The organism is Amnibacterium sp., assembly GCF_051956055.1.
In the GTDB taxonomy this organism is placed as follows: Bacteria; Actinomycetota; Actinomycetes; order Actinomycetales; family Microbacteriaceae; genus Amnibacterium.
Genome location: NZ_JBQCGC010000113.1, coordinates 1 through 23465, shown reverse-complemented (window position 1 = coordinate 23465; position 23465 = coordinate 1). Strand labels below are relative to the sequence as shown.

Annotated in this window: 34 protein-coding genes; all 34 read left to right on the top strand. The window is 69.9% G+C overall.

The genetic code is table 11. The features are described from left to right. A partial coding sequence (locus tag ACTHLI_RS15825; protein ID WP_440185700.1) for an elongation factor Tu occupies positions 1–810 on the top strand: 810 nt, incomplete at its 5' end. A 223-nt stretch (positions 811–1033) separates the two neighbouring features. Then, the gene (locus ACTHLI_RS15820; protein ID WP_440185698.1) at positions 1034–2590 is read left to right on the top strand and encodes a Mur ligase family protein; all 1557 of its coding nucleotides are present in this window, start codon (positions 1034–1036) and stop codon (positions 2588–2590) included. Positions 2591–2870: 280 nt separating this feature from the next. Continuing rightward, positions 2871–3896: a DNA topoisomerase IB gene (locus ACTHLI_RS15815; RefSeq protein WP_440185696.1), complete on the top strand. Its 1026-nt coding sequence runs from the start codon at positions 2871–2873 to the stop codon at positions 3894–3896. A 47-nt stretch (positions 3897–3943) separates the two neighbouring features. Then, complete coding sequence (locus ACTHLI_RS15810) at positions 3944–4972, top strand: LacI family DNA-binding transcriptional regulator (protein WP_440185694.1); 1029 nt, start codon at positions 3944–3946, stop codon at positions 4970–4972. A gap of 108 nt (positions 4973–5080) precedes the next feature. Further along, positions 5081–6595, top strand: a complete 1515-nt coding sequence (gene arfA, locus ACTHLI_RS15805) for an arabinosylfuranosidase ArfA (protein WP_440185692.1) — start codon at positions 5081–5083, stop codon at positions 6593–6595. A gap of 43 nt (positions 6596–6638) precedes the next feature. After that, positions 6639–7985, top strand: a complete 1347-nt coding sequence (locus ACTHLI_RS15800; RefSeq protein WP_440185690.1) for an extracellular solute-binding protein — start codon at positions 6639–6641, stop codon at positions 7983–7985. A gap of 37 nt (positions 7986–8022) precedes the next feature. Next, a complete protein-coding gene (locus ACTHLI_RS15795) occupies positions 8023–8982 on the top strand; it encodes a carbohydrate ABC transporter permease (RefSeq protein ID WP_440185688.1) in 960 nt (319 codons plus the stop codon). Between the two features lie 5 nt (positions 8983–8987). After that, a complete protein-coding gene (locus ACTHLI_RS15790) occupies positions 8988–9896 on the top strand; it encodes a carbohydrate ABC transporter permease (protein WP_440185686.1) in 909 nt (302 codons plus the stop codon). A 503-nt stretch (positions 9897–10399) separates the two neighbouring features. After that, a complete protein-coding gene (gene rpsJ, locus ACTHLI_RS15785; RefSeq protein WP_279713116.1) occupies positions 10400–10708 on the top strand; it encodes a 30S ribosomal protein S10 in 309 nt (102 codons plus the stop codon). An 11-nt stretch (positions 10709–10719) separates the two neighbouring features. Continuing rightward, a complete protein-coding gene (gene rplC, locus ACTHLI_RS15780; protein WP_440185683.1) occupies positions 10720–11373 on the top strand; it encodes a 50S ribosomal protein L3 in 654 nt (217 codons plus the stop codon). 2 nt (positions 11374–11375) lie between these two features. Continuing rightward, entirely contained in the window at positions 11376–11987 is a 612-nt protein-coding gene (rplD, locus tag ACTHLI_RS15775; protein ID WP_440185681.1) for a 50S ribosomal protein L4, read from the top strand. A 5-nt stretch (positions 11988–11992) separates the two neighbouring features. Continuing rightward, complete coding sequence (rplW, locus tag ACTHLI_RS15770) at positions 11993–12286, top strand: 50S ribosomal protein L23 (RefSeq protein ID WP_440185706.1); 294 nt, start codon at positions 11993–11995, stop codon at positions 12284–12286. Between the two features lie 20 nt (positions 12287–12306). Then, positions 12307–13146: a 50S ribosomal protein L2 gene (gene rplB, locus ACTHLI_RS15765; protein ID WP_440185679.1), complete on the top strand. Its 840-nt coding sequence runs from the start codon at positions 12307–12309 to the stop codon at positions 13144–13146. Positions 13147–13158: 12 nt separating this feature from the next. Further along, a complete protein-coding gene (rpsS, locus tag ACTHLI_RS15760; protein WP_440185677.1) occupies positions 13159–13440 on the top strand; it encodes a 30S ribosomal protein S19 in 282 nt (93 codons plus the stop codon). 26 nt (positions 13441–13466) lie between these two features. After that, a complete protein-coding gene (gene rplV / locus ACTHLI_RS15755; RefSeq protein ID WP_440185675.1) occupies positions 13467–13847 on the top strand; it encodes a 50S ribosomal protein L22 in 381 nt (126 codons plus the stop codon). Further along, entirely contained in the window at positions 13847–14596 is a 750-nt protein-coding gene (gene rpsC, locus ACTHLI_RS15750) for a 30S ribosomal protein S3 (protein WP_440185673.1), read from the top strand. Before rplV ends, rpsC begins: the two co-directional genes overlap by 1 nt. Next, entirely contained in the window at positions 14596–15015 is a 420-nt protein-coding gene (gene rplP / locus ACTHLI_RS15745; RefSeq protein ID WP_440185671.1) for a 50S ribosomal protein L16, read from the top strand. The genes rpsC and rplP overlap by 1 nt, the downstream gene beginning before the upstream one ends. Further along, complete coding sequence (rpmC, locus tag ACTHLI_RS15740) at positions 15015–15353, top strand: 50S ribosomal protein L29 (protein ID WP_440185669.1); 339 nt, start codon at positions 15015–15017, stop codon at positions 15351–15353. Before rplP ends, rpmC begins: the two co-directional genes overlap by 1 nt. Then, the gene (gene rpsQ, locus ACTHLI_RS15735; RefSeq protein ID WP_440185667.1) at positions 15353–15679 is read left to right on the top strand and encodes a 30S ribosomal protein S17; all 327 of its coding nucleotides are present in this window, start codon (positions 15353–15355) and stop codon (positions 15677–15679) included. The genes rpmC and rpsQ overlap by 1 nt, the downstream gene beginning before the upstream one ends. Further along, on the top strand, positions 15676–16044 hold the full coding sequence (gene rplN, locus ACTHLI_RS15730; RefSeq protein WP_440185665.1) for a 50S ribosomal protein L14: 369 nt from the start codon (positions 15676–15678) through the stop codon (positions 16042–16044). Before rpsQ ends, rplN begins: the two co-directional genes overlap by 4 nt. After that, on the top strand, positions 16045–16404 hold the full coding sequence (gene rplX / locus ACTHLI_RS15725) for a 50S ribosomal protein L24 (RefSeq protein WP_440185663.1): 360 nt from the start codon (positions 16045–16047) through the stop codon (positions 16402–16404). Between the two features lie 3 nt (positions 16405–16407). Next, positions 16408–16989, top strand: coding sequence for a 50S ribosomal protein L5 (gene rplE / locus ACTHLI_RS15720; RefSeq protein WP_440185661.1), 582 nt, complete (start codon positions 16408–16410; stop codon positions 16987–16989). Between the two features lie 64 nt (positions 16990–17053). Next, a complete protein-coding gene (gene rpsH / locus ACTHLI_RS15715; protein ID WP_440185659.1) occupies positions 17054–17452 on the top strand; it encodes a 30S ribosomal protein S8 in 399 nt (132 codons plus the stop codon). 6 nt (positions 17453–17458) lie between these two features. After that, entirely contained in the window at positions 17459–17995 is a 537-nt protein-coding gene (gene rplF, locus ACTHLI_RS15710; protein WP_440185657.1) for a 50S ribosomal protein L6, read from the top strand. A gap of 2 nt (positions 17996–17997) precedes the next feature. Next, a complete protein-coding gene (rplR, locus tag ACTHLI_RS15705; RefSeq protein WP_440185655.1) occupies positions 17998–18357 on the top strand; it encodes a 50S ribosomal protein L18 in 360 nt (119 codons plus the stop codon). Positions 18358–18419: 62 nt separating this feature from the next. After that, entirely contained in the window at positions 18420–19145 is a 726-nt protein-coding gene (gene rpsE / locus ACTHLI_RS15700; RefSeq protein ID WP_440185704.1) for a 30S ribosomal protein S5, read from the top strand. Then, a complete protein-coding gene (gene rpmD, locus ACTHLI_RS15695) occupies positions 19145–19330 on the top strand; it encodes a 50S ribosomal protein L30 (protein ID WP_440185653.1) in 186 nt (61 codons plus the stop codon). Before rpsE ends, rpmD begins: the two co-directional genes overlap by 1 nt. Then, positions 19330–19839, top strand: a complete 510-nt coding sequence (gene rplO, locus ACTHLI_RS15690) for a 50S ribosomal protein L15 (RefSeq protein ID WP_440185651.1) — start codon at positions 19330–19332, stop codon at positions 19837–19839. The genes rpmD and rplO overlap by 1 nt, the downstream gene beginning before the upstream one ends. Before the next feature lie 70 nt (positions 19840–19909). Next, a complete protein-coding gene (gene secY / locus ACTHLI_RS15685; RefSeq protein WP_440185649.1) occupies positions 19910–21235 on the top strand; it encodes a preprotein translocase subunit SecY in 1326 nt (441 codons plus the stop codon). Then, positions 21232–21804, top strand: coding sequence for an adenylate kinase (locus ACTHLI_RS15680; protein WP_440185702.1), 573 nt, complete (start codon positions 21232–21234; stop codon positions 21802–21804). The genes secY and ACTHLI_RS15680 overlap by 4 nt, the downstream gene beginning before the upstream one ends. Positions 21805–22007: 203 nt before the next feature. Next, a complete protein-coding gene (gene infA / locus ACTHLI_RS15675; protein ID WP_055965022.1) occupies positions 22008–22229 on the top strand; it encodes a translation initiation factor IF-1 in 222 nt (73 codons plus the stop codon). A gap of 81 nt (positions 22230–22310) precedes the next feature. After that, positions 22311–22427: a 50S ribosomal protein L36 gene (gene rpmJ, locus ACTHLI_RS15670; protein ID WP_119480711.1), complete on the top strand. Its 117-nt coding sequence runs from the start codon at positions 22311–22313 to the stop codon at positions 22425–22427. 131 nt (positions 22428–22558) lie between these two features. Beyond that, a complete protein-coding gene (gene rpsM / locus ACTHLI_RS15665; protein ID WP_440185645.1) occupies positions 22559–22939 on the top strand; it encodes a 30S ribosomal protein S13 in 381 nt (126 codons plus the stop codon). A gap of 32 nt (positions 22940–22971) precedes the next feature. Then, positions 22972–23373 carry a 30S ribosomal protein S11 gene (gene rpsK / locus ACTHLI_RS15660; protein ID WP_375390302.1) on the top strand — a complete coding sequence of 134 codons (402 nt, stop codon included), beginning with the start codon at positions 22972–22974 and terminating at the stop codon, positions 23371–23373. Positions 23374–23465 lie beyond the last annotated feature (92 nt).

The following is a 23465-nucleotide window of genomic DNA, read 5'->3' as shown; positions in this document are numbered from 1 at the left end:
GGCGTGCCCTACATCGTCGTCGCGCTGAACAAGGCCGACGTCGTCGACGACGAGGAGATCCTGGAGCTCGTCGAGCTCGAGGTCCGCGAGCTGCTCTCGAGCCAGGAGTTCGACGGCGACAACGCCCCGATCGTCCGCGTCTCGGCGCTGCAGGCCCTCGAGGGCGACGCCAAGTGGGGCGAGACGGTCGCCGACCTGATGGACAAGGTCGACGAGTTCGTGCCGGAGCCCGAGCGCGACACCGACAAGCCGTTCCTGATGCCGATCGAGGACGTCTTCACCATCACCGGTCGTGGCACGGTCATCACCGGCCGCGTCGAGCGCGGTGTCCTGAAGGTCAACTCCGAGGTCGAGATCGTCGGCATCAAGCCGACCAGCATCAAGACCACGGTCACCGGTGTCGAGATGTTCCGCAAGCTCCTCGACGAGGCGCGCGCGGGCGAGAACGTCGGTCTGCTCCTCCGCGGCACCAAGCGCGAGGAGGTCGAGCGCGGCCAGGTCGTCGTGAAGCCGGGTTCGGTCACGCCGCACACGAACTTCGAGGCGAACGCGTACATCCTGTCGAAGGACGAGGGCGGGCGTCACAACCCGTTCTACGCGAACTACCGTCCGCAGTTCTACTTCCGCACCACGGACGTCACGGGCGTCATCTCGCTGCCCGAGGGCACCGAGATGGTCATGCCGGGTGACACGACGGAGATGACCGTCGAGCTCATCCAGCCGATCGCGATGGAGGAGGGCCTCCGCTTCGCGATCCGCGAGGGCGGCCGCACCGTCGGCGCCGGCACGGTGACGAAGATCATCAAGTGAGCTGACGCTCACTGCACGACGAGGGGTCGGACCTGCGGGTCCGGCCCCTTCGTCGTCCCTCCGGCCTCGCGGATCCGCACTTCTTCGCCGATCCGCAGTTCGTCCCCGACACGCCGCAGGTCCGCGGCCGGCGGCGGCGCGGCGCGGAGGAACTGCGGATCCGCGGGGATCCCCGGGACGGGGAGGGGTGCTGCGCACGGCGCGCACCTACAGTGGTCCGGTCATGCCTGCCCCGGTCCCGTCCCCTTTCGTCCCCGAGTCGACCGAACCGGTCGCCCTCGCCGACCTCGCCGCTCGATTCGGCCTCGCGGGCGACCCCCGCGGTGTCGCCGTCACCGGCATCAGCCTCGGCACCGCCGCGGTGCGCCCCGGTCACCTGTTCATCGCCCTGCAGGGCGTGCGCAGCCACGGGGCGGACTACGCCTCGGAGGCGGTGGAGCGCGGCGCCGTCGCTGTCCTCACCGACCCCGAGCACGCCGACCTCCCCGTCGACGTGCCGGTCGTCGCCGCCCCGCAGCCGCGCCTCCTGCTCGGGGAGCTCGCGGCCGCCGTGTACCGCACGCGGGAGCACCACCCGGTGCTGCTCGGCGTGACCGGCACGAACGGCAAGACCTCGACGAGCCACTTCCTCGCCGGGCTGCTCGACCTGCTGGGCGTGCCGAACGGGCTGAGCTCCACGGCCGAGCGGCGCGTGGGGTCCGAGCGTCGCGTCGCGGGCCTCACGACCCCGGAGGCGACCGAGCTGCACGCGCTCATCGCGCGGATGGTCGAGGTGGGGGTGGAGGCCGCCGCGATCGAGGTCAGCGCCCAGGGGCTCTCCCGGCACCGGCTGGACGGGATCGTCTTCGACGTCGCCGGGTTCACGAACCTGAGCCACGACCATCTCGACGACTACGCCGACATGGAGGAGTACTACGCGGCGAAGGCCGTGCTGTTCCAGCCCGACCGCGCCCGCCGGGCGGTCGTCTCCCTCGACACCGCGTGGGGGCGACGGGTGGTCGCCGATGCCGGGGTGCCGACCGTCACGATCGCGCTCGCCGGAGGCGAGGCGGCGGACTGGACGGTGACCGTGACGGAGGAGACGCAGGCGTACACGGCGTTCGTGCTGACGGGCCCGGAGGGCACGGTCGCGACCCGCATCCCGGTGCTCGGCGCCCACATGGCGGCGAACGCCGGGCTCGCGATCGTGATGCTGCTCGAGGCGGGCTACGCGTTCGACCGGCTGCGGACCGTGCTCGAAGCGCCGCGCGGCATGGACGCGACGCTCCCGGGTCGCACCGAGCTCGTCTCCGGCCCAGGCGCGCCGGCGGTCTACGTCGACTTCGGCCATTCGCCGCACGCGTTCCAGGAGACGCTCGCCGCGGTGCGGGCCGTCACGCCGGGCAAGGTGATCATGCTGTTCGGCGCCGACGGCGACCGGGATGCGACGAAGCGGCCGGACATGGCGCGGGCGGCCGTGTCCGGCAGCGACGTGCTCGTCATCACCGATCATCACCCGCGGTTCGAGGACCCGGCGAGCATCCGGGCCACGCTCATGGGCGCTGCGCGCGAGGCCGACCCCGAGCACCCGCTCTACGAGGAGGGGCAGCCCGAGAAGGCGATCCGACTCGCGATCTCGCTCGCCGAGCCGGGCGACGCGATCCTCTGGGCCGGGCCCGGGCACCAGAACTACCGGGACATCCGCGGCGTGCGCACCGACTACTCCGCTCGCCGGGAGGCCCGCGCGGCCCTGCAGGAGGCCGGGTACGCGGCCGCGCCGGCCCATGACCTGCAGGCCTGAGCGCCGAGCGGGGCGGCGCGCATAGGACACTCATCACCCTGACCGGGGTGGCCGCCAGGCGCGGCTCGTAGCGTGACACGCGGACAGTCCGGGGAGCTCCCGGGCCGGTCGCACCCCGACCCGACGGGCAATCGGGTCGATCCGAGGGCGACCAGGCCCCCTCCGGACCGGGTGGGTGAGAAGGGGAGGGCTCGGCGGCCCTCCCCTTCTCCACGTCCGCAGGAGTCCCGCAGCGGACCGGCCGGGCCCGTTCAGCCCGCCCTCCCTACACTCGCGGACCGTGGCGGACGGCGAGAGCAGGAGGAGCACGAGGCTCCGCAAGAGCAATCCGCTCGGCAAGGGCTACCGCCGGGTGCGTGCGGGCAAGGGATTCAGCTACCGCGACACCGATGGACGCACGGTGAGCGATCCGGCAATCCGTCGGCGGTTCGACGCCCTCGGGATCCCGCCGGCCTGGACGGACGTGTGGATCGCCCCGTACGAGAACGGGCACATCCAGGCGGTCGGCCACGATGCGGCCGGGCGCAAGCAGTACCTGTACCACCCGACCTGGCGCGAGCGGCACGACAAGAACAAGTACCGCCGCATGCTGCTCCTCGCGGAGGCGCTGCCGGGGGCGCGCGGCACCGTCCGCCGCCACCTGCGCGACCCGGAGGATCCGCGCAGGCAGGTGCTCGCCGCCGCGTTCCGCATGCTCGACCTCGGCGGCCTCCGGATCGGTTCGACGGCGTACGAGGAGGAGAACGGCAGCTACGGGCTCACGACCCTCCACGGCGAGCACGTGCGCATCGACGGCGACGTCATCGCGCTCCGCTTCCCGGCGAAGAGCCACAAGCTGTGGGAGTCGGAGCTGCGGGACGAGGACCTCGCCGACCTGCTCGCTCGTCTGCGCCGGCGCGGGCCCGGCGAACGGCTCCTCGCCTACCGGAGCGGCGAGCGCTGGCACACGATCGCGCCGGAGGACGTCAACGGGTACGTGCGCGAGCGGCTGCACGGAGCGTTCTCCGCCAAGGACTTCCGCACGCTGCGGGGCACCGTCGCGGCGGCGACGAGCCTCGCGAAGCACGGGCCGGAACCGAAGCGGAGCGCGCAGAAGCGGGCGATCGCCGAGGCGATGCGGGCCGCCGCCGCCGAGCTCTCGAACACCCCGACGGTGGCGAAGGCGAGCTACGTCGACCCGCGCGTCATCGACCGCTACCGGGCGGGGGAGACGATCGATCCGACGCGGCTCCAGTCCGCGGAGTCGGAGGTGCTGGCGCTGCTGTTCGAGCGCCCGAACGCCCCGATCCAGCAGCCCGCGTCCTGACCCCCGAGGCAGCCCCCGCGCGTCCGCGCACCCCATACCCTGAGCGCGTGCGCCCCACCGTCAAGGACGTCGCCGCGCTGGCGAACGTCTCGCCGAAGACGGTGTCGAACGTGCTGGGCAACGCCGCGATCGTCGCGCCGGCCACACGGGCGCGCGTGGAGGACGCGATCCGGCGCCTCGGCTACGTGCCGAACCTCTCCGCGCGAGGCCTGCGTTCCGGTCGCACGGGGATCATCGCGCTCGTGATGCCGGACCTGCGCACCCCGTTCAGCGCGGAGCTCTCGCACGACTTCGTCGAGCTCGCGCACGAACGAGGCCTCGCGGTGCAGATCGAGCAGTCGTGGGACGACCCGCGGAGCCTCGGCGAGCTCATCGCACAGGCGCGCAGACGGCTGGTCGACGGCGTCGTGATGAACCCGACCACGGTCGCGCAGCGCGACGTCGTGCTGACGAGCGGGGCCGGGGCGGTACCCCTGGTCATGCTCGGCGAGGTGCTGCAGGAGGACGTCGACCAGGTCTGGGTCGACAGCGTCGACGCGGCGCTGCGGATGACGCGCTTCCTCATCGGGCTGGGGCACCGCCGGATCGCGATGCTCGGGGTGCCGGGGCCCGACGGCGAGACCTCGACCGGGGCCCAGCGCAGGGACGGCCTCCGGCTCGCCCTGCAGGAGGCGGGACTGCCCGTGGACCCGGCGCTCGAGGTGTCCTGCACCACCTGGACGCCGCAGGGCGGCTTCGCCGCCATGCGGGCGCTGCTCGCGCGCGGCGCCCGGCCGGATGCGGTGTTCTGCGCGACCGACTCCATCGCGATCGGCGCGCTGTCCGCGCTCTGGCAGGCCGGGATCCGGGTGCCGGACGAGGTCTCGGTCGCCGGATTCGACGACATCGACGACGGGGCGTTCGCGTCGCCGCCGCTCACGACGGTGCGGTTCGACAAGCGCGCGTACGCAGCCGCTGCGCTGGAGCGCCTGGTGGCCCGCATCGGGGGCTCCACGGAGCCGGTCGCCCGCATCACCGTGCCGGTCGAGATCGTCGCGAGGGCCAGTACCCGCGAGCGGATCCCTCCGCACCGCTGAGGAGACCCCCTCGGCAGCCGCACGTGAGCGCTCACGTTCATGCTTGACGCACGGTTCCAACGATGTAATCGTGGGAGGGACACATCGCAGTGCACCGAAGGGGAGCCCGTGCCGAACGCTCGCATCACCGTCTCGACCTCAGCGCCGATCGGCGCAGTCGACCGAAGGGTCTTCGGATCCTTCGTGGAGCACCTCGGCCGATGCGTGTACGACGGGATCCACGAGCCGGGGCACCCGACGGCCGACGAGCAGGGCTTCCGCGAGGACGTGCTCGCGCTCGTCCGTGAGCTCGGCGTGACCACCGTGCGCTATCCGGGCGGCAACTTCGTCTCCGGCTACCGCTGGGAGGACGGGATCGGGCCGAAGGAGCAGCGTCCCGTCCGCCGCGACCTCGCCTGGCACTCCACCGAGACGAACCAGGTGGGCCTGCACGAGTTCGTGCACTGGAACGCGAAGGCCGGCAGCGAACCGATGCTCGCCATCAACCTGGGCACCCGAGCGGAGCTGGAGGCGCTCGACCTGGTCGAGTACACGAACCTGCCCACCGGTTCGGCGCTCGCCGACCGGCGTGCGGCCAACGGCGCCGAGCAGGGCTTCGGGGTGCGCATGTGGTGCCTCGGCAACGAGATGGACGGGCCCTGGCAGCTCGGCCACCGCGACGCGGTCGACTACGGCAAGCTCGCGAGCCGCACGGCGAAGGCGCTCAAACAGCTCCAGCCCGACCTGCAGCTCGTGGCCTGCGGCAGCTCGGGTCGCAAGATGCCGACGTTCGGCTCCTGGGAGCGGGAGGTGCTCGAGCAGGCGTACGACGACGTCGAGTTCATCTCCGCGCACGCCTACTACGAGCCGGTCGACGGGGACGTCGACAGCTTCCTCGCCTCCGCGGTCGACATGGACCGCTTCATCGAGGAGGTCGCCGCGACGATCGAGCACGTCCGGGCGGAGAAGCGCACCGACAAGCAGGTGTTCATCTCGTTCGACGAGTGGAACGTCTGGTACCAGCGCCGATACGAGACGGTGGATCGCATCTCGGGGGACGACAACTGGCCCAGAGCACCCCGTCTGCTCGAGGACGTCTACACGGTCACCGACGCGGTGGTGGTCGGCAGCCTGCTCATCTCGCTGCTGAAGCACGCGGACCGGGTGAAGGCCGCGAGCCTCGCCCAGCTCGTCAACGTGATCGCCCCGATCATGACGGAGCCGGGTGGCCCGGCCTGGCGGCAGACGATCTTCCACCCGTTCGCGATCACGTCCAGGCTCGCGAGGGGGAGCGCGCTGCGTGCCGACGTCGCCGCGCCGAGCATCGCGACGGAGCGCTTCGGCGACGTGCCCGCGGTGGATGCTGTCGTGACGAGGGACGGCGAAAGGGCCGCCGTCTTCCTCGTCAACCGCCATCGGACCGAGGCGATCACGGTCGAGGTCGCGCTGCAGGGCTTCGGGAGCCCGGCCGTCAGCGAGACCGCGATGATCGCCGACGACGACCCCGACGCCGCGAACACGGTCGACGACCAGGACCGCGTGACGCCGATCCCCAACGAGAGCGCCTCGGTCGCCGACGGGGTGCTCACCGTCACGCTCCCGCCCGTGTCCTGGACCGCTGTGGGGCTGACGGCGACCGACTGACGGGCCGAGGGCCCGAACCGCCTACGACGAGGAGGTCGTCAGGATGACCGGATCATCGAGCCGGATGCGGCTCACCAGGCGCGGGCTGCTCGGTGCCGGGATCGCCGCGTTCGCGGCGCCGGCCCTCGCCGCCTGCTCGAGCCCGGCGGTGGCCGGCTTGACGGGCGCCCAGCTGGACCCGAAGACGCTCGTCTACTGGAACCTGTTCGGCGGCGGTGACGGCAGTCGGATGCAGACGATGGAGGCGCACTACCAGCAGACGCACGGGGGTCCGTCGTCGCTCCAGTCGACCGTCTTCGCCTGGGGCAATCCGTACTACTCGAAGCTCACGCTCGCGACCGTCGGCAACAAGCCGCCGGACATCGCGATCTCGCACCTCACCCGCGCGAAGAACCTCGCGCAGGCGGGGATCATCGAGCCGATCACGGACGCCGAGCTGGGCCTCGTCGGCCTCTCCGCCGCCGACTTCAACCCGAAGGCGTGGGCGGCGCAGCGGCTGGGCGGTCACAACATCGCGATCCCGCTCGACACCCACCCGCTCGTCATGTTTTACAACGTCGACGTCTGCAGCAAGGCGGGGCTGATCGGCTCGGACGGGAAGCTGAAGCCGATCCACGGCATGAGCGAGTTCGAGTCGGCGCTGAAGGCGATCAGCAAGGTCACCGGCGGCATCGCGGCGTCGCTGGCCAACGTGGCCGAGACCGCGACGCCGTGGCGCTTCTTCACGACGCTGTACCACCAGCACGCGAACGCGTCCCCGGTGCTGTCCGACGACGGGGCGAAGTTCACCATCGACGACGGCATCGCGGTGGAGGTCATGAGCCGGGTCGCATCGTGGGTGAAGCAGGGCTGGATGAACGACGCCCTCAACTACGCCGACGCGGAGACCGACCTCTTCACCGGCAAGGCCGGCTTCTACTTCGAGGGCGAGTGGGAGATCACCACCGCGCAGGGGATCAAGGGCCTGAAGTTCGGCATGGTCCCCGTGCCGACGCTGTACGACCAGCCCGCGTCGCAGGCCGACTCGCACACCTTCGTGCTGCCGAAGAAGGACCGCACGCCCGCCCAACGGCAGCAGGTCATGGGGTTCGTGAAGTCGATGCTGGACCAGAGCATGACCTGGGCCAAGGGAGGCCACATCCCCGCCTACCTCCCCGTGCGGAACAGCGATGCCTACGGGAAGCTCGAGCCGCAGGCGGACTACGCCTCGGCGGCCAACGACGCCGTCTACGACGACCCCGCCTGGTACTCCGGCTCCGGATCCACCTTCGAGAACATCATCGGCGCGCAGCTCGCGCTCGCGCAGCAGCGCGCCGTCTCGCCGAAGGCGGCGCTCGCCGCGACGCGGTCGCAGCTGCAGGTGTACCTGCGCACGCCGAGCCCGCTCTGATCGTTCCGCCACGGACCACAGAAAGGACCACGACGACGTGACCGCCACCCCCGTGCTGACCGAGAACCCCGCAGCCCGAACGAGCCGACCCTCGACCGCGCCATCGAGACGCAATCCGCTCCACCTGCGAGACGCGCGGGCGGCGTGGCTGTTCCTCGCACCGTTCGGGGTGTTCTACCTGGCCTTCCTCATCGGGCCGACGATCGACATGCTCATCACGAGCTTCTTCAACACCTCGCTCGTCAAGCCGGGGCTCGGTTCGTTCGCCGGCTTCGGGAACTACGCGGAGATGCTCTCGCGGCCCGACTTCTGGTCGGCGATCCTCGCCACGCTGCAGTTCACCCTGTACACCGTTCCCCCGCTCGTGGTCGTGGCGTTCGTGTTCGCGGTGCTGACGAACCGGGTGCGACGGGGTCAGTGGTTCTTCCGGCTCGCGTTCTTCCTGCCGTTCGTGCTGCCCTCGGCCACGATCTCGCTCATCTGGACGTTCATCTTCACGCCCGGCACCGGCCTCTGGCCGCTCGTCGAATCGTGGTTCGGCATCAGCCCGGGCGCAGGCGTGCTCGCGTCCCCGAACACGGCGATGATCGGCATCGCCGTCGCCACGCTGTGGTGGACGCTCGGGTTCAACTTCGTGCTCTACCTCGCCGGGCTGCAGGAGATCCCGCGCGAGCTGTACGAGGCCGCCGCCGTGGACGGCGCGACCACCTGGGAGCAGATCCGGTACATCACCCTCCCCATGCTGTCGCGCACCCACACGCTGGTGCTCCTCCTGCAGATCATCGCGAGCCTCAAGATCTTCGACCAGGTGTACCTGATGACCGGAGGCGGTCCCGGCATCTCCACCCAGGTGGTGCTGGAGCTCGTCACGGGGACCGGGTTCACCGACAACCGCATCGGGGCGGCTTCGGCGGCGTCGATGCTGCTCTTCATCCTGATCCTCGTGATCGCCGTGATCCGCCAGGTCGCGGACCGCCCGAGCCGTGCGGAGGCCTGACCGCCATGACGACCACCTCGACCCCCACCGTCAAGCGGCCCCGTGTCATCTCCAGCGCGGCGCCGGCCGCCCGCGCGACCCATGCCGGCGTCAGCGGGCGCACCTTCAACATCGTGTCCGGTGTGGTCCTGACGGTCTTCGCCGTGCTGTGGCTCGTGCCGAGCCTCTTCGCCCTGAAGACGTCGCTCTCGTCGAACGCCACGTCGGCCCTCGGCGCCTCCGCGATCCTGTCCGACTGGAACCCGACGCTGCACTCCTACGCGAGCCTGTTCGGTGCCGGCCAGATCTGGGACTGGTACCTCGCGAGCGGGGTCACGAGCGTCGTGACCGCGGTCCTCACGGTGGTGTTCGCGTCGATGGCGGCGTTCGCGCTCTCGCGGCTGCGATTCCGCGGGCAGAACCTCGTGCTGCTCGCGATCGTGCTCGGCATCATGATCCCCGGGCAGGTCCTGATCGTGCCGATCTTCCAGGAGCTCGGCGCGCTGAACCTCCTGAACACCTACTGGTCGGTGATCTTCCCCCAGGTGCCGGCGGTGATCGCCGGGTTCATCTTCAAGCAGTTCTTCGACGGGATCCCGCGCGACCTGGAGGAGGCGGCGCGCATCGACGGGGCAGGCCTCTGGCGCGTGTACACGTCGGTGATCATGCCGCTGTCGCGTCCCGTGATCGCGGCGGTGACGATCCTCACCTTCATCGGGGTCTGGAACAACCTGCTGCTGCCGCTGTTCGTGCTGGCCAACCCGAACCTGATGACGATCCCGGTGGGCCTCGCGACGGTGCAGGGCAGCTTCGGGCAGCGCTACTCGGACATCCAGGCGGGCGCGCTCCTCGGGGCGCTGCCGCTCGTCGTCCTCTACCTGATCTTCCAGCGGCAGATCGTGGAGGGCGTGACCGGCAGCGGCCTGAAGGGCTGACCCTCCGAGCACCTCGGCAGGCTGCATCCTCCTGAGCAGGCCGGGAGGGCGCGCCCTGGCCTGCTGAAGTGCGGCGAGCCTGCCGAGGTGCTCATGGGGCGGGGCGGAGGGGGCGGCGCGAGGCGCGCGACACGCCCGAGTTGCAGCCTGTTCGGGGGCGTGGCAAGATATCGGGGTTCCACATTCCGGGTGGGCCGCTGCGAGCGGCCCTGACGGATCACTGTCAGGCAGTGCACGATCCTCGAGGATCGGGCCGCGGGCAGCAGAACACCTCGGCGCTCCGGCGTCATGACCTCCGGGTCGTGACGGGGGCGTGCGCAGACCCGCTGCGGACACGGTCCGCCTGCGCGGGCGGCGCATGCCCGCAGCGGAGGGCCGGCACCTAAAGCAGAACAGCGGTGCGGATCGCGCTGCGCCCGGGGGAGACCCGTGGGCGTCGGGCGGGTCGGCCGGAAAGCCACCCACGAGCCGCGCGTCTCGAACGCGCACGGAACGAGGAATCCATGGCGGGACAGAAGATCCGCATCCGACTGAAGTCGTACGACCACGCCGGGCTCGACAGCTCGGCGCGGAAGATCGTCGACACGGTCACGCGTGCGGGCGCTCAGGTCGTCGGCCCGGTGCCGCTGCCCACGGAGAAGAACGTGGTCGTCGTCATCCGGTCGCCGCACAAGTACAAGGACAGCCGCGAGCACTTCGAGATGCGCACCCACAAGCGGCTCATCGACATCATCGACCCGACGCCGAAGGCCGTCGACTCGCTCATGCGGCTCGACCTCCCCGCCGACGTCAACATCGAGATCAAGCTCTAGGAGAGGACCGGATGTCCAGCGCGACCCGCACGTTCTCCGGGCTTCTCGGCACGAAGCTCGGCATGACCCAGGTCTGGGGCGAGGGCAACAAGCTCGTCCCGGTCACGGTCATCCAGGTGACCCCGAACGTGGTCACCCAGATCCGCACGCTCGAGAAGGACGGCTACGAGGCCGTCCAGATCGCCGCGGGTGCCATCGACCCGCGCAAGGCGAACAAGCCGGAGGCCGGCCACTTCGCCGCCGCCGGTGTGACGCCCCGCCGCCACCTCGCCGAGGTCCGCACCGCGAACGCCGCCGAGTACTCGCTCGGCCAGGAGCTCTCGGTCGAGGTCTTCGAGGCGGGCAAGAAGGTCGACGTCGTCGGCACCAGCAAGGGCAAGGGCACCGCCGGTGTCATGAAGCGCCACAACTTCAAGGGCGTGTCCGCGAGCCACGGTTCGCACCGCAACCACCGCAAGCCCGGCTCGATCGGCGCCTCCTCGACGCCGTCGCGCGTGTTCAAGGGGATGCGCATGGCCGGCCGCATGGGCAACGAGCGCGTGACCGTGCTCGGTCTGACCGTCCACGCGGTCGACGCCGAGAAGGGCCTGCTGCTCGTCAAGGGCGCGGTCCCCGGTGCCAAGGGCCGTCTCGTCTTCGTCCGCGACGCCGTGAAGGGAGCCTGATCATGGCCGACGTCAAGAACCTGCCCGCCGAGCTCTTCGACGCGCCGACCAACGTCCCCCTGATCCACCAGGTGGTCGTGGCGCAGCTCGCCGCCGCTCGTCAGGGCACGCACAAGACCAAGAACCGCGGCGAGGTCTCCGGTTCCGGTGTCAAGCCCTTCAAGCAGAAGGGCACCGGCCGCTCCCGTCAGGGTTCCGTCCGTGCGCCCGAGCACCGCGGCGGTGGCACCGTGCACGGCCCGCAGCCGCGCGACTACTCGCAGCGCACCCCCAAGAAGATGATCGCCGCCGCTCTGCTCGGCGCGCTCTCCGACCGGGCCCGCGCAGGCCGCATCCACCAGGTGGACCTCGCGCTGGACGGCGCGCCCTCCACCAAGGCCGCCGCGGCCGCCCTCGAGGCGACCCGCAACGGCAAGCGCCAGCTCGTGGTCCTCGACCGCGAGGACACGGTCGCGCTGAAGAGCATCCGCAACCTCAAGGGCGTGGAGCTGCTGTTCGTCGACCAGCTGAACGCCTACGACGTGCTGAAGAGCGACGACGTCGTCTTCACCCCCACCGCGCTCGACGCCTTCATCGAGGCGAAGCGCGCGACGAGCCAGGAGGTCTCCGCGTGAGCGCGATCGACTACAAGGACCCGCGGGACGTGATCCTGCGCCCCGTGGTCTCCGAGAAGAGCTACGGCCTGATCGACGAGGGCAAGTACACGTTCCTCGTGGACCCCCGGGCGAACAAGACCGAGATCAAGCTCGCGATCGAGAAGATCTTCGGCGTCCAGGTGGCCTCGGTCACCACGGCGAACCGCACGGGCAAGACCCGCCGCACCCGCTTCGGCACCGGCAAGCGCAAGGACACCAAGCGCGCCATCGTCTCGCTGAAGTCGGGCTCCATCGACATCTTCACGGCCGTCGGCTAGGCCCGGGAGGAAGAGCGAACATGGCTATCCGCAACTACAAGCCGACCACGCCGGGCCGCCGCGGCTCGTCCGTCGCCGACTTCGCCGAGATCACCCGGTCGACGCCCGAGAAGAGCCTGCTGCGCCCGCTGCCGAAGACCGGTGGCCGCAACGCGCAGGGTCGGATCACCACCCGTCACATCGGTGGTGGCCACAAGCGTCAGTACCGCGTCATCGACTTCCGTCGTGCCGACAAGGACGGCGTGAACGCCCGCGTCGCGCACATCGAGTACGACCCGAACCGCACCGCGCGTCTCGCGCTGCTGCACTTCGTGGACGGCGAGAAGCGCTACATCCTGGCGCCGAACCGCATCCGTCAGGGCGACGTCATCGAGACGGGCCCCGGCGCGGACATCAAGCCGGGCAACAACCTGCCGCTGAAGAACATCCCGGTCGGCACGGTCGTGCACGCGATCGAGCTGCGTCCCGGTGGCGGGGCGAAGATGGCCAGGTCCGCGGGCGCCTCCGTGCGCCTCGTGGCGAAGGACGGCCCCTACGCGCAGCTCCGTCTGCCCTCCGGCGAGGTCCGGAACGTGGACGTGCGCTGCCGCGCGACGATCGGCGAGGTCGGCAACGCCGAGCAGTCGAACATCAACTGGGGCAAGGCCGGCCGCAAGCGCTGGAAGGGCGTCCGCCCGACGGTGCGCGGTGTCGCGATGAACCCGATCGACCACCCGCACGGCGGTGGTGAGGGCAAGACCTCCGGTGGTCGTCACCCGGTCACCCCGTGGGGTCAGGCCGAGGGCCGCACCCGGCACCCGAACAAGGAGAGCGACAAGCTCATCGTCCGCCGTCGCACCGCCGGCAAGAAGCGCAAGTAGGAGTAGGCCGACATGCCTCGCAGCCTGAAGAAGGGCCCCTTCGTCGACGAGCACCTGCTGACGAAGGTCGCCAAGCAGAACGACAACAACTCGAAGCAGGTCATCCGCACCTGGTCGCGTCGTTCGATGATCATCCCCGCCATGCTCGGCCACACCATCGCCGTGCACGACGGCCGCAAGCACATCCCCGTCTTCGTGACGGAGGCGATGGTCGGGCACAAGCTCGGCGAGTTCGCCCCCACCCGCACCTTCCGCGGGCACGAGAAGGACGACAAGAAGGGCCGCCGCCGCTGACGCGGTGGCGTGAAGGAGAGACAGTCATGGTGGAAGCCACCGCGCGGCTGCGGCAGGTCCGCATCACCCCGCAGAAGGCCCGTCGCGTCGTCGACCTCATCCGCGGCAAGCAGGCCGCGGAGGCCCTCGCGATCCTCAAGTTCTCGCCGCAGTCCGCGGCGACCGACGTGTACAAGCTCGTCGCTTCGGCGATGGCGAACGCGAAGGTGAAGGCGGACGCGGAGAACACCTACCTCGACGAGCAGGACCTGTTCGTCCAGCGTGCGTTCGTGGACGAGGGCACCACGCTCAAGCGGTTCCAGCCGCGAGCGCAGGGCCGGGCGTTCCGCATCAACAAGCGCACGTCGCACATCACCGTCGTGCTGTCGACCCCCGAGGTGGACGGCGACAAGAAGGGGAACCGCTGATGGGCCAGAAGGTCAACCCGTACGGCTTCCGCCTCGGCATCACCACCGATCACACCTCGCGCTGGTTCAGCGACTCGCAGAAGGTCGGTCAGCGGTACAAGGACTTCGTGGCCGAGGACGTCAAGATCCGTCGTCTGCTGCTGAAGAACCTCGACCGTGCAGGCGTGGCGAAGATCGAGATCGAGCGCACCCGTGACCGCGTCCGGGTGGACATCCACACGGCGCGCCCGGGCATCGTGATCGGCCGCCGCGGCGCCGAGGCCGAGCGCATCCGCTCCGACCTCGAGAAGCTGACGAAGAAGCAGATCCAGCTGAACATCCTCGAGGTGAAGAACCCCGAGGCGGAGGCGCAGCTCGTCGCCCAGGGCATCGCCGAGCAGCTCTCGGCGCGCGTGGCGTTCCGCCGCGCGATGCGCAAGGGCCTGCAGAGCGCCCAGCGCGCCGGCGCCAAGGGTGTCCGCGTGCAGGTGTCCGGCCGCCTCGGCGGCGCGGAGATGAGCCGCTCCGAGTTCTACCGCGAGGGCCGGGTGCCCCTGCACACGCTCCGCGCGAACATCGACTACGGCTTCTACGAGGCCAAGACGACGTTCGGCCGCATCGGCGTGAAGGTCTGGATCTACAAGGGCGACATCACGGCCAAGGAGCTCGCGCGCGAGCAGGCGTCGCAGCCGGGCCGCAGCCGTCCGCAGCGCGACGACCGCCGTGGTGGCGGCCGCCGCAACGAGTCCCTCGAAGGAGCGAACGCCTGATGCTGATCCCACGACGCGTCAAGCACCGCAAGCAGCACCACCCCGGTCGCAGCGGTCAGGCCACCGGCGGCACGAAGGTGTCGTTCGGCGAGTTCGGTATCCAGGCCCTCACCCCGGCCTACGTGACGAACCGGCAGATCGAGTCCGCTCGTATCGCCATGACCCGCCACATCAAGCGTGGCGGCAAGGTCTGGATCAACATCTACCCGGACCGCCCCCTCACGAAGAAGCCCGCCGAGACCCGCATGGGTTCCGGGAAGGGTTCGCCCGAGTGGTGGGTTGCGAACGTCAAGCCGGGCCGCGTGCTCTTCGAGGTCGCGGGCGTCGAGGAGACGCTCGCCCGCGAGGCGCTGCTGCGCGCGATCCACAAGCTGCCGCTCAAGGCCCGCATCATCACCCGTGAGGAGGGAGACGCCTGATGGCGATCGGTACCAAGAACCTCGCTCCGTCCGAGCTCGACTCGTTCGAGGACAGCCGTCTGACGGAGGAGCTCCGTCGGGCGAAGGAGGAGCTGTTCAACCTCCGCTTCCAGTCCGCGACCGGACAGCTCGAGGGCCACGGGCGGGTGCGCGCCGTCAAGCGCGACATCGCCCGCATCTACACCGTGATGCGCGAGCGCGAGCTCGGCATCCGGGCCACCCCGGCGCCGGCACCGGTCGCCGAGGCCAAGCCGAAGCGCTCCCGTGCCAAGAAGGCCGAGGAGCCCACGACCACCGAGGCCGCCACGCCGGCCGCGGAGTCCGAGGAGACGAAGTGATGGCGAAGGCACAGGAGACCACCGCTCCGGCCGCCGGCCACGAGCACGCGGCGCACGACGTCCGCGAGGAGGGCGCGCGCGGCTATCGCAAGTCGCGCCGCGGGTACGTCGTCAGCGACAAGATGGAGAAGACCATCGTCGTCGAGGTCGAGGACCGCGTGAAGCACCCGCTGTACGGCAAGGTCATCCGCCGCACCAGCAAGGTGAAGGCGCACGACGAGGCCGGCACCGCCGGCGTCGGCGACCTCGTCGTCATCAGCGAGACCCGTCCGCTGTCCGCGACGAAGCGCTGGCGTCTCGTCGAGATCCTGGAGAAGGCCAAGTGATCCAGCAGGAGTCCCGGCTCAAGGTCGCCGACAACACCGGCGCCAAGGAGCTGCTCACCATCCGTGTCATGGGCGGTTCCGGCCGTCGCTACGCCGGCCTCGGCGACACGATCGTCGCGACCGTCAAGGACGCGATCCCGGGCGGCAACGTCAAGAAGGGCGACGTCGTCAAGGCGGTCATCGTCCGGACGGTCAAGGAGACCCGTCGGCCCGACGGCTCCTACATCAAGTTCGACGAGAACGCCGCCGTCATCCTCAAGAACGACGGCGACCCGCGCGGCACGCGCATCTTCGGCCCGGTGGGCCGGGAGCTGCGCGACAAGCGCTTCATGAAGATCATTTCGCTCGCACCGGAGGTGATTTGAGTGGCCAAGATCAAGAAGGGCGACCTCGTCCAGGTGATCTCGGGCGCCACCCAGGCGCGCGGCGGTGACCGCGGCAAGCAGGGCAAGGTCCTCGAGGTCCTCGTCGAGCGCAACCGCGTCGTCGTGGAGGGCGTGAACTTCGTCACGAAGCACTCGCGCGTCGGCCAGACCCAGCGCGGCACCAAGACCGGCGGTCTCGAGACCGTCGAGGCGCCGATCCACATCTCGAACGTGGCCCTCGTGGACCCCGAGACGAAGAAGCCGACCCGGGTCGGTCACCGCGTCGAGACCACCACGAAGGACGGCGTCTCGAAGACCGTCCGCGTGCGCTACGCGAAGAAGTCCGGGAAGGACCTGTAACCCATGAGCACCACGACTGTTGCGCCGACTGAGAACGTTCAGCCGCGCCTGAAGCAGAAGTACCGCTCCGAGATCGTGCCTGCGCTCCAGAAGGAGTTCGGGTTCGGCAACGTGCACCAGGTGCCCGGCCTCGTGAAGGTCGTCGTCAACACCGGTGTCGGCGAGGCGGCTCGCGACGGCAAGATCATCGACGGCGCCGTGGCGGACCTGACCAAGATCACCGGTCAGAAGCCGCAGGTCACGCGGGCCCGGAAGTCCATCGCGCAGTTCAAGCTGCGCGAGGGCCAGCCGATCGGCGCGCACGTGACGCTGCGCGGCGACCGCGCGTGGGAGTTCCTCGACCGCCTCCTGTCCCTGGCGCTGCCCCGCATCCGCGACTTCCGCGGTCTGTCGGACCGCCAGTTCGACGGGAACGGCAACTACACGTTCGGGCTCACCGAGCAGAGCGTGTTCCACGAGATCGACCAGGACCGCATCGACCGGGTCCGCGGCTTCGACATCACGGTGGTCACGACCGCCAAGACCGACGACGAGGGCCGGGCGCTGCTCCGTGCTCTCGGCTTCCCGTTCCGCGCCAACTCCTGACGGCGCGGAGCTCCGTACGAGGTCCGAGGACCGTCCTCGGAAACCTGACGAAAGTAGTGAACCCATGACGATGACCGATCCGGTCGCGGACCTGCTCACGCGGGTGCGCAACGCGAACTCGGCCTTCCACGACTCGGTGTCCCTGCCGCACTCGAAGCTGAAGGCCGGGATCGCCGACATCCTGAAGCGCGAGGGCTACATCTCCGACTGGAGCGTCGCCGACGCCCGCGTCGGCAAGACCCTCACGCTCGAACTCAAGTACGGCCCGAACCGCGAGCGGTCGATCGCCGGCATCAAGCGCGTCTCGAAGCCCGGTCTCCGCGTCTACGCGAAGTCCACCGAGCTCCCCACGGTGCTCGGCGGCCTCGGCGTCGCGATCCTGTCCACCTCCTCCGGGCTCCTCACGGACCGGCAGGCGACGAAGAAGGGCGTGGGCGGGGAAGTCCTCGCCTACGTGTGGTGAGCTGACATGTCGCGAATCGGACGACTCCCCATCGACATCCCCGCCGGCGTCGACGTGACGATCGACGGTGCGGCCGTGACGGTCAAGGGCCCCAAGGGCACCCTGAACCACACGGTTCCCGCGCCGCTGACCGCCGCGATCGAGGACGGCAAGGTCATCGTGTCGCGCCCCGACGACGAGCGCCGCTCGAAGTCGCTGCACGGCCTGACCCGCACGCTGATCGCGAACCAGATCACAGGCGTGACCGCCGGCTACAGCAAGGGCCTCGAGGTGGTCGGCACCGGCTACCGCGTGCAGGCCCGCGGTGCGAACGTCGAGTTCGCGCTCGGCTTCAGCCACCCCGTGCTCGTCGAGCCGCCCGCCGGCATCACGTTCACGGTCGAGGGCAACAACAAGCTGACCGTGTCGGGCATCGACAAGCAGGCCGTCGGCGAGACGGCTGCGAACATCCGCAAGATCCGCAAGCCCGAGCCCTACAAGGGCAAGGGCGTCCGGTACGCCGGCGAGAACGTCCGCCGCAAGGCCGGGAAGAGTGGGAAGTAAGCATGGCGAACACGTCTCGTTCCGCCGCGCGTGACAAGCGCCACACGCGGCTGCGCAAGCGCATCTCCGGCACCGCGGAGGCGCCGCGCCTCGTCGTGAACCGGTCCGCCCGGCACGTCTTCGTGCAGGTCGTCGACGACACCGTCGGCCGCACGCTGGCGTCCGCGTCGACCCTCGAGGCCGACCTCCGCGCGTCCACGGACGACAAGACCGCCAAGGCCAAGCGCGTCGGCGAGCTCGTCGCCGAGCGCGCGAAGGCCGCCGGCATCGATTCCGTCGTGTTCGACCGCGGCGGCAACAAGTACGCAGGACGCGTGGCCGCTGTGGCCGACGGCGCCCGGGAAGGCGGGCTGAGCCTGTGAGCGACACCTCCAAGACCAACGGCGAGACCACCCCCGAGGCGGGCGCGACCGACGACAGCGCGCTGCGCGCAGCCGTCGCCAAGGCGGCAGCTGCGGCGCCCGAGCCGGCCGTCGAGGCGCCGGTCGAGACCGCAGCCGGCACCGACTCGGTGAGCCGCGACAACCGGCTGAGCCGGGGCCGCGGCGGCAACGACCGCGGTGGGCGCGGCGGCAACGACCGCGGTGGCCGCGGCGGCCGCGACAACCGCAGCGGGGACAGCAACTTCCTCGAGCGCGTCGTGACCATCAACCGCGTCTCCAAGGTCGTGAAGGGCGGTCGTCGCTTCAGCTTCACCGCCCTCGTGATCGTCGGTGACGGCAACGGCACCGTCGGCGTCGGCTACGGCAAGGCGCGTGAGGTCCCGACCGCGATCAGCAAGGGCGTCGAGGAGGCGAAGAAGAACTTCTTCCGCGTCCCGCGCATCGCTGCGACGATCCCGCACCCGGTGCAGGGTGAGGCCGCCGCCGGTGTGGTCCTGCTCCGCCCGGCCGCCGCCGGTACGGGCGTCATCGCGGGCGGCCCGGTCCGTGCCGTCCTCGAGTGCGCGGGCATCCACGACGTGCTGTCGAAGTCGCTCGGCTCGTCGAACACCATCAACATCGTCCACGCGACGGTCGCGGCGCTGAAGCAGCTCGAGGAGCCGCGCGCCGTCGCCGGTCGTCGCGGTCTGGACGTCGACCAGGTCGTCCCGGCCCGCCTCCTGCGCGAGCAGGCAGCGGCCGCTGCGGCCGTGAAGGCGAGCGCCTGATGGCCACCACCCTGCGCGTCACCCAGATCAAGTCCAAGGTGAGCGAGAAGCAGAACATGCGCGACACGCTCCGCAGCCTGGGCCTCCACCGCATCGGCGAGTCCGTCGAGCGGCCGGACACCCCCCAGAACCGCGGCTACGTGCGCACCGTCGCCCACCTCGTGAAGGTTGAGGAGATCGACTGATGGCCGAGGCCACGAAGCCCGCGCGGTCCCGCGCGGCAGCGAAGCCCGCGTCCGAGGAGACGGCGGAGAAGGTGAGCCTGCTGAAGGTCCACCACCTCCGTCCCGCCGCCGGCGCGAAGAAGGACCGCACCCGCGTCGGGCGCGGTGAGGGTTCGAAGGGCAAGACCGCGGGTCGCGGCACCAAGGGCACGAAGGCGCGCTACGGCGTGCGGGCGGGCCTCGAGGGCGGCAACCTGAACTTCGTCATGCGGTCCCCGAAGCTCAAGGGCTTCAAGAACCCGTTCCGTGTCGAGTACCAGGTCGTGAACCTCGAGAAGCTCGCCGTGCTCTACCCGACCGGTGGCGACGTGACCGTCGCCGACCTGGTCGCGAAGGGCGCCGTGCGCAAGAACGAGAAGGTCAAGGTCCTCGGTACCGGCGACATCGCGGTTAGTCTGAACGTCACCGTCGACAAGGTGTCCGAGTCGGCGCAGCAGAAGATCGTGGCCGCTGGCGGCTCGGTCCTCTGAATCGATCGTGCGATGCCCGGGCCCTCGGGCCCGGGCATCGCGTTCGTGCGACGGAAAGCGTAGGTAGCCGGTGCTGAGTGCTCTCGCGCGGATCTTCCGCACCCCCGATCTGCGCCGGAAGGTGCTGTTCACCCTCGGGATCATCGCCGTGTTCCGGCTCGGATCCTTCGTGCCAGCACCGTTCGTCGACTTCCAGAACGTGCGCACCTGTCTCGCCAGCCAGCAGTCGGGCGCGAGTGGTCTCTACCAGCTCGTCAACGTGCTCTCCGGTGGGGCGCTGCTCCAGCTGTCGGTCTTCGCGCTGGGCATCATGCCCTACATCACGTCGTCGATCATCGTGCAGCTGCTGCGCGTGGTCATCCCGAGGTTCGAGACCCTCTACAAGGAGGGCGGCGACGGCCAGGCGCGCCTCACGCAGTACACGCGCTACCTCACCATCGCGCTCGGCGTCCTGCAGTCGACGACCCTGATCACGGTCGCCAGGAGCGGCGCGCTCTTCGGCACGACGAGCACCTCCGCGTGCTCGCAGCTCATCTCCAACACCTCCTGGTGGGCCACGGTGCTCATGGTCCTGACCATGACCGCCGGCACCGGCCTCATCATGTGGATGGGCGAGCTCATCACCGAGCGCGGCGTCGGCAACGGCATGTCGCTGCTCATCTTCACCGCGATCGCCGCCCGCTTCCCGCAGTCGATCATCGCCATCGGTCAGGCCCAGAGCCCGGAGGTCGCGATCATCGTGGTCGCGATCGGCGTGGTCATCGTCGGTCTCGTCGTCTACGTCGAGCAGTCGCAGCGGCGCATCCCGGTCGAGTACGCGAAGCGCATGGTCGGCCGTCGCACGTACGGCGGCAACAGCACCTACATCCCGATCAAGGTGAACATGGCGGGCGTCGTGCCGGTCATCTTCGCCTCGAGCCTGCTGTACCTGCCGGCGCTCATCGCGCAGTTCAACCAGCCGCGCGACGGCTCGGCGCCCGCGCCCTGGGTCACCTGGATCCAGACGTACCTGACGACGGGCGACCACCCGATGTACATGGCGCTGTACTTCCTCCTGATCGTGGGCTTCACGTACTTCTACGTGGCGATCACGTTCAACCCGGAGGAGGTCGCGGACAACATGAAGACCTACGGCGGGTTCATCCCCGGCATCCGTGCCGGTCGGCCGACCGCCGAGTACCTCGACTACGTGCTCACCCGCGTGACGCTGCCTGGCTCGATCTACCTCGGACTGCTCGCGCTGATCCCGCTGATCGCCTTCGTGGCGATCGGCGCGAACCAGAACTTCCCGTTCGGGGGCGCCTCGCTGCTCATCATCGTCGGCGTCGGGCTGGAGACGGTGAAGCAGATCGACTCGCAGCTGCAGCAGCGCCACTACGAGGGCCTCCTCCGCTGATGCGGTTGCTGCTGATCGGGCCTCCCGGTGCCGGCAAGGGCACGCAGGCCGTGCGGGTCGCGGAGCACTACGGCATCCCGGCGATCTCGACGGGGGACATCTTCCGGGCCAACGTCTCGGAGGGCACGCCGCTCGGGCTGCAGGCCAAGGACTACATGGACCGCGGCGCCTACGTGCCGGACGACCTGACGAACGCCCTGGTGCTCGACCGGCTGGCCCAGGAGGACGCGGGCTCCGGGTTCCTCCTGGACGGGTTCCCGCGGACCCTCGCCCAGGTGTCGACGCTCGACGAGTGCCTGCAGGCGACCGACGGCGGGCTGGACGCCGTGGTGCAGCTCGTGGTCGACCCGGACGAGACCGTGGAGCGCCTCCTGAACCGTGCGAAGGTCCAGGGGCGCAGCGACGACACCGAGGACGTCATCCGCAACCGGCTCGCCGTCTACCAGGAGCAGACGCACCCGCTCGTCGACGTGTACCGGGATCGCGGCATCCTCGTCTCCGTCGACGCGCAGGGCGACGTGGGCGCCGTGACCGACCGCATCTTCGCCGCCCTCGCCGGCCGGCTCTGATCCCGACCGGGGCGATCGCACGCGGGAATACCGCGCCCCGGACATGGGCTATACTCGTCTGTCGGCCATCCCTGCCCTGTTCGGGCGGAGTTCGACGGCCGATCCGTCTGCAGGGCAATCCCGCCCCGCGGACGTCCCGCATGACCAGCGATCAGTCGCGGTCGACCTCGACGGGTCGGCGCGACCAGTGACGAAGTGAGGCTATGGCCAAGAAAGACGGTGTCATCGAGATCGAGGGCGCGGTGGTCGAAGCACTGCCCAACGCGATGTTCCGGGTGGAGCTGAGCAACGGGCACAAGGTGCTCGCGCACATCTCCGGCAAGATGCGGCAGCACTACATCCGCATCCTGCCCGAGGACCGCGTCATCGTCGAGCTCAGCCCGTACGACTTGACCCGCGGTCGCATCGTCTACCGGTACAAGTAGACGCTCCGTCGCACGATCGCTGAGAAGTAACGGCCGACCGGTCTCCCGGTCGGTACGAGGACAGCGAGAAGAGGAACACCCATGAAGGTCGCGCCTTCCGTCAAGCCCATCTGCGAGCACTGCCGCGTGATCCGCCGCCACGGCCGGGTCATGGTCATCTGCTCCGTGAACGTGCGTCACAAGCAGCGCCAGGGCTGACCTGCGAGCTCACAACTGAACACCGTCGCGCCGCCAGAACCCTCCGGTCGTACCGGAGGGGGACACCCCGGGTCGGAGGCCCGGGCACCGGCGGCGCTCCACACCTCCGCATCCTGACAAGGAGCAGACGCATGGCGAGACTTGCCGGCGTCGACATCCCGCGCGAGAAGCGCGTGGAGGTCGCACTCACCTACATCTACGGCGTGGGACGCACCCGTGCCGCCGAGACGCTGCAGGCGACGGGCATCGACCCCGACACCCGCGTCCGAAACCTCACCGACGACCAGCTCGTCGCCCTCCGCGACCACATCGAGGGCACGTACAAGGTCGAGGGCGATCTCCGCCGCGAGGTCGCCGCCGACATCCGCCGCAAGGTCGAGATCGGCTCCTACGAGGGCATCCGCCATCGTCGTGGTCTCCCGGTGCGCGGTCAGCGCACCAAGACCAACGCCCGCACGCGCAAGGGTCCGAAGCGGACCGTGGCCGGCAAGAAGAAGGCCGGGCGCAAGTAACGCGCCCCCAGGATCCGTAGGAGAGAACTCACATGGCAACTCCCAAGGCCGGTGCCGGGCGCAAGCCTCGCCGCAAGGAGAAGAAGAACGTCGCGATCGGGCAGGCCCACATCAAGTCGACGTTCAACAACACGATCGTCTCGATCACCGACACCACCGGTGCCGTGATCAGCTGGGCCTCGTCCGGTGGCGTGGGCTTCAAGGGCTCCCGCAAGTCGACCCCGTTCGCGGCGCAGCTCGCCGCCGAGTCGGCGGCGCGGCAGGCGCAGGAGCACGGCATGAAGAAGGTCGACGTGTTCGTGAAGGGCCCGGGTTCGGGCCGCGAGACCGCGATCCGCTCCCTCCAGGCCGCTGGCCTCGAGGTCGGCTCGATCAACGATGTGACGCCGCAGGCGCACAACGGCGTCCGCCCGCCGAAGCGCCGCCGCGTCTGAGCGCTGCGCTCGGATGACCGTCGCCCTCTGAGGGGCGGTCGTCCGAGCGCGACGACGTTTTCATAACTCAACAACCCGGCGGCCCAGCCACC

What these genes read in the sequence shown, in the direction of transcription:
- ACTHLI_RS15800 (WP_440185690.1), top strand. Translation starts at nt 6,639, where the DNA reads ATGACCGGATCATCGAGCCGGATGCGGCTCACCAGGCGCGGGCTGCTC.
- rpmD (WP_440185653.1), top strand. Translation starts at nt 19,145, where the DNA reads ATGGCCACCACCCTGCGCGTCACCCAGATCAAGTCCAAGGTGAGCGAG.
- ACTHLI_RS15790 (WP_440185686.1), top strand. Translation starts at nt 8,988, where the DNA reads ATGACGACCACCTCGACCCCCACCGTCAAGCGGCCCCGTGTCATCTCC.
- rpsS (WP_440185677.1), top strand. Translation starts at nt 13,159, where the DNA reads ATGCCTCGCAGCCTGAAGAAGGGCCCCTTCGTCGACGAGCACCTGCTG.
- rpsQ (WP_440185667.1), top strand. Translation starts at nt 15,353, where the DNA reads ATGGCGAAGGCACAGGAGACCACCGCTCCGGCCGCCGGCCACGAGCAC.
- rpmC (WP_440185669.1), top strand. Translation starts at nt 15,015, where the DNA reads ATGGCGATCGGTACCAAGAACCTCGCTCCGTCCGAGCTCGACTCGTTC.
- rplD (WP_440185681.1), top strand. Translation starts at nt 11,376, where the DNA reads ATGGCCGACGTCAAGAACCTGCCCGCCGAGCTCTTCGACGCGCCGACC.
- rpsK (WP_375390302.1), top strand. Translation starts at nt 22,972, where the DNA reads ATGGCAACTCCCAAGGCCGGTGCCGGGCGCAAGCCTCGCCGCAAGGAG.
- rpsJ (WP_279713116.1), top strand. Translation starts at nt 10,400, where the DNA reads ATGGCGGGACAGAAGATCCGCATCCGACTGAAGTCGTACGACCACGCC.
- rpsH (WP_440185659.1), top strand. Translation starts at nt 17,054, where the DNA reads ATGACGATGACCGATCCGGTCGCGGACCTGCTCACGCGGGTGCGCAAC.
- rpsM (WP_440185645.1), top strand. Translation starts at nt 22,559, where the DNA reads ATGGCGAGACTTGCCGGCGTCGACATCCCGCGCGAGAAGCGCGTGGAG.
- rplE (WP_440185661.1), top strand. Translation starts at nt 16,408, where the DNA reads ATGAGCACCACGACTGTTGCGCCGACTGAGAACGTTCAGCCGCGCCTG.
- rplO (WP_440185651.1), top strand. Translation starts at nt 19,330, where the DNA reads ATGGCCGAGGCCACGAAGCCCGCGCGGTCCCGCGCGGCAGCGAAGCCC.
- rplP (WP_440185671.1), top strand. Translation starts at nt 14,596, where the DNA reads ATGCTGATCCCACGACGCGTCAAGCACCGCAAGCAGCACCACCCCGGT.
- ACTHLI_RS15820 (WP_440185698.1), top strand. Translation starts at nt 1,034, where the DNA reads ATGCCTGCCCCGGTCCCGTCCCCTTTCGTCCCCGAGTCGACCGAACCG.
- rplB (WP_440185679.1), top strand. Translation starts at nt 12,307, where the DNA reads ATGGCTATCCGCAACTACAAGCCGACCACGCCGGGCCGCCGCGGCTCG.
- rpmJ (WP_119480711.1), top strand. Translation starts at nt 22,311, where the DNA reads ATGAAGGTCGCGCCTTCCGTCAAGCCCATCTGCGAGCACTGCCGCGTG.
- rplR (WP_440185655.1), top strand. Translation starts at nt 17,998, where the DNA reads ATGGCGAACACGTCTCGTTCCGCCGCGCGTGACAAGCGCCACACGCGG.
- rplF (WP_440185657.1), top strand. Translation starts at nt 17,459, where the DNA reads ATGTCGCGAATCGGACGACTCCCCATCGACATCCCCGCCGGCGTCGAC.
- rpsC (WP_440185673.1), top strand. Translation starts at nt 13,847, where the DNA reads ATGGGCCAGAAGGTCAACCCGTACGGCTTCCGCCTCGGCATCACCACC.
- rplC (WP_440185683.1), top strand. Translation starts at nt 10,720, where the DNA reads ATGTCCAGCGCGACCCGCACGTTCTCCGGGCTTCTCGGCACGAAGCTC.
- rplV (WP_440185675.1), top strand. Translation starts at nt 13,467, where the DNA reads ATGGTGGAAGCCACCGCGCGGCTGCGGCAGGTCCGCATCACCCCGCAG.
- infA (WP_055965022.1), top strand. Translation starts at nt 22,008, where the DNA reads ATGGCCAAGAAAGACGGTGTCATCGAGATCGAGGGCGCGGTGGTCGAA.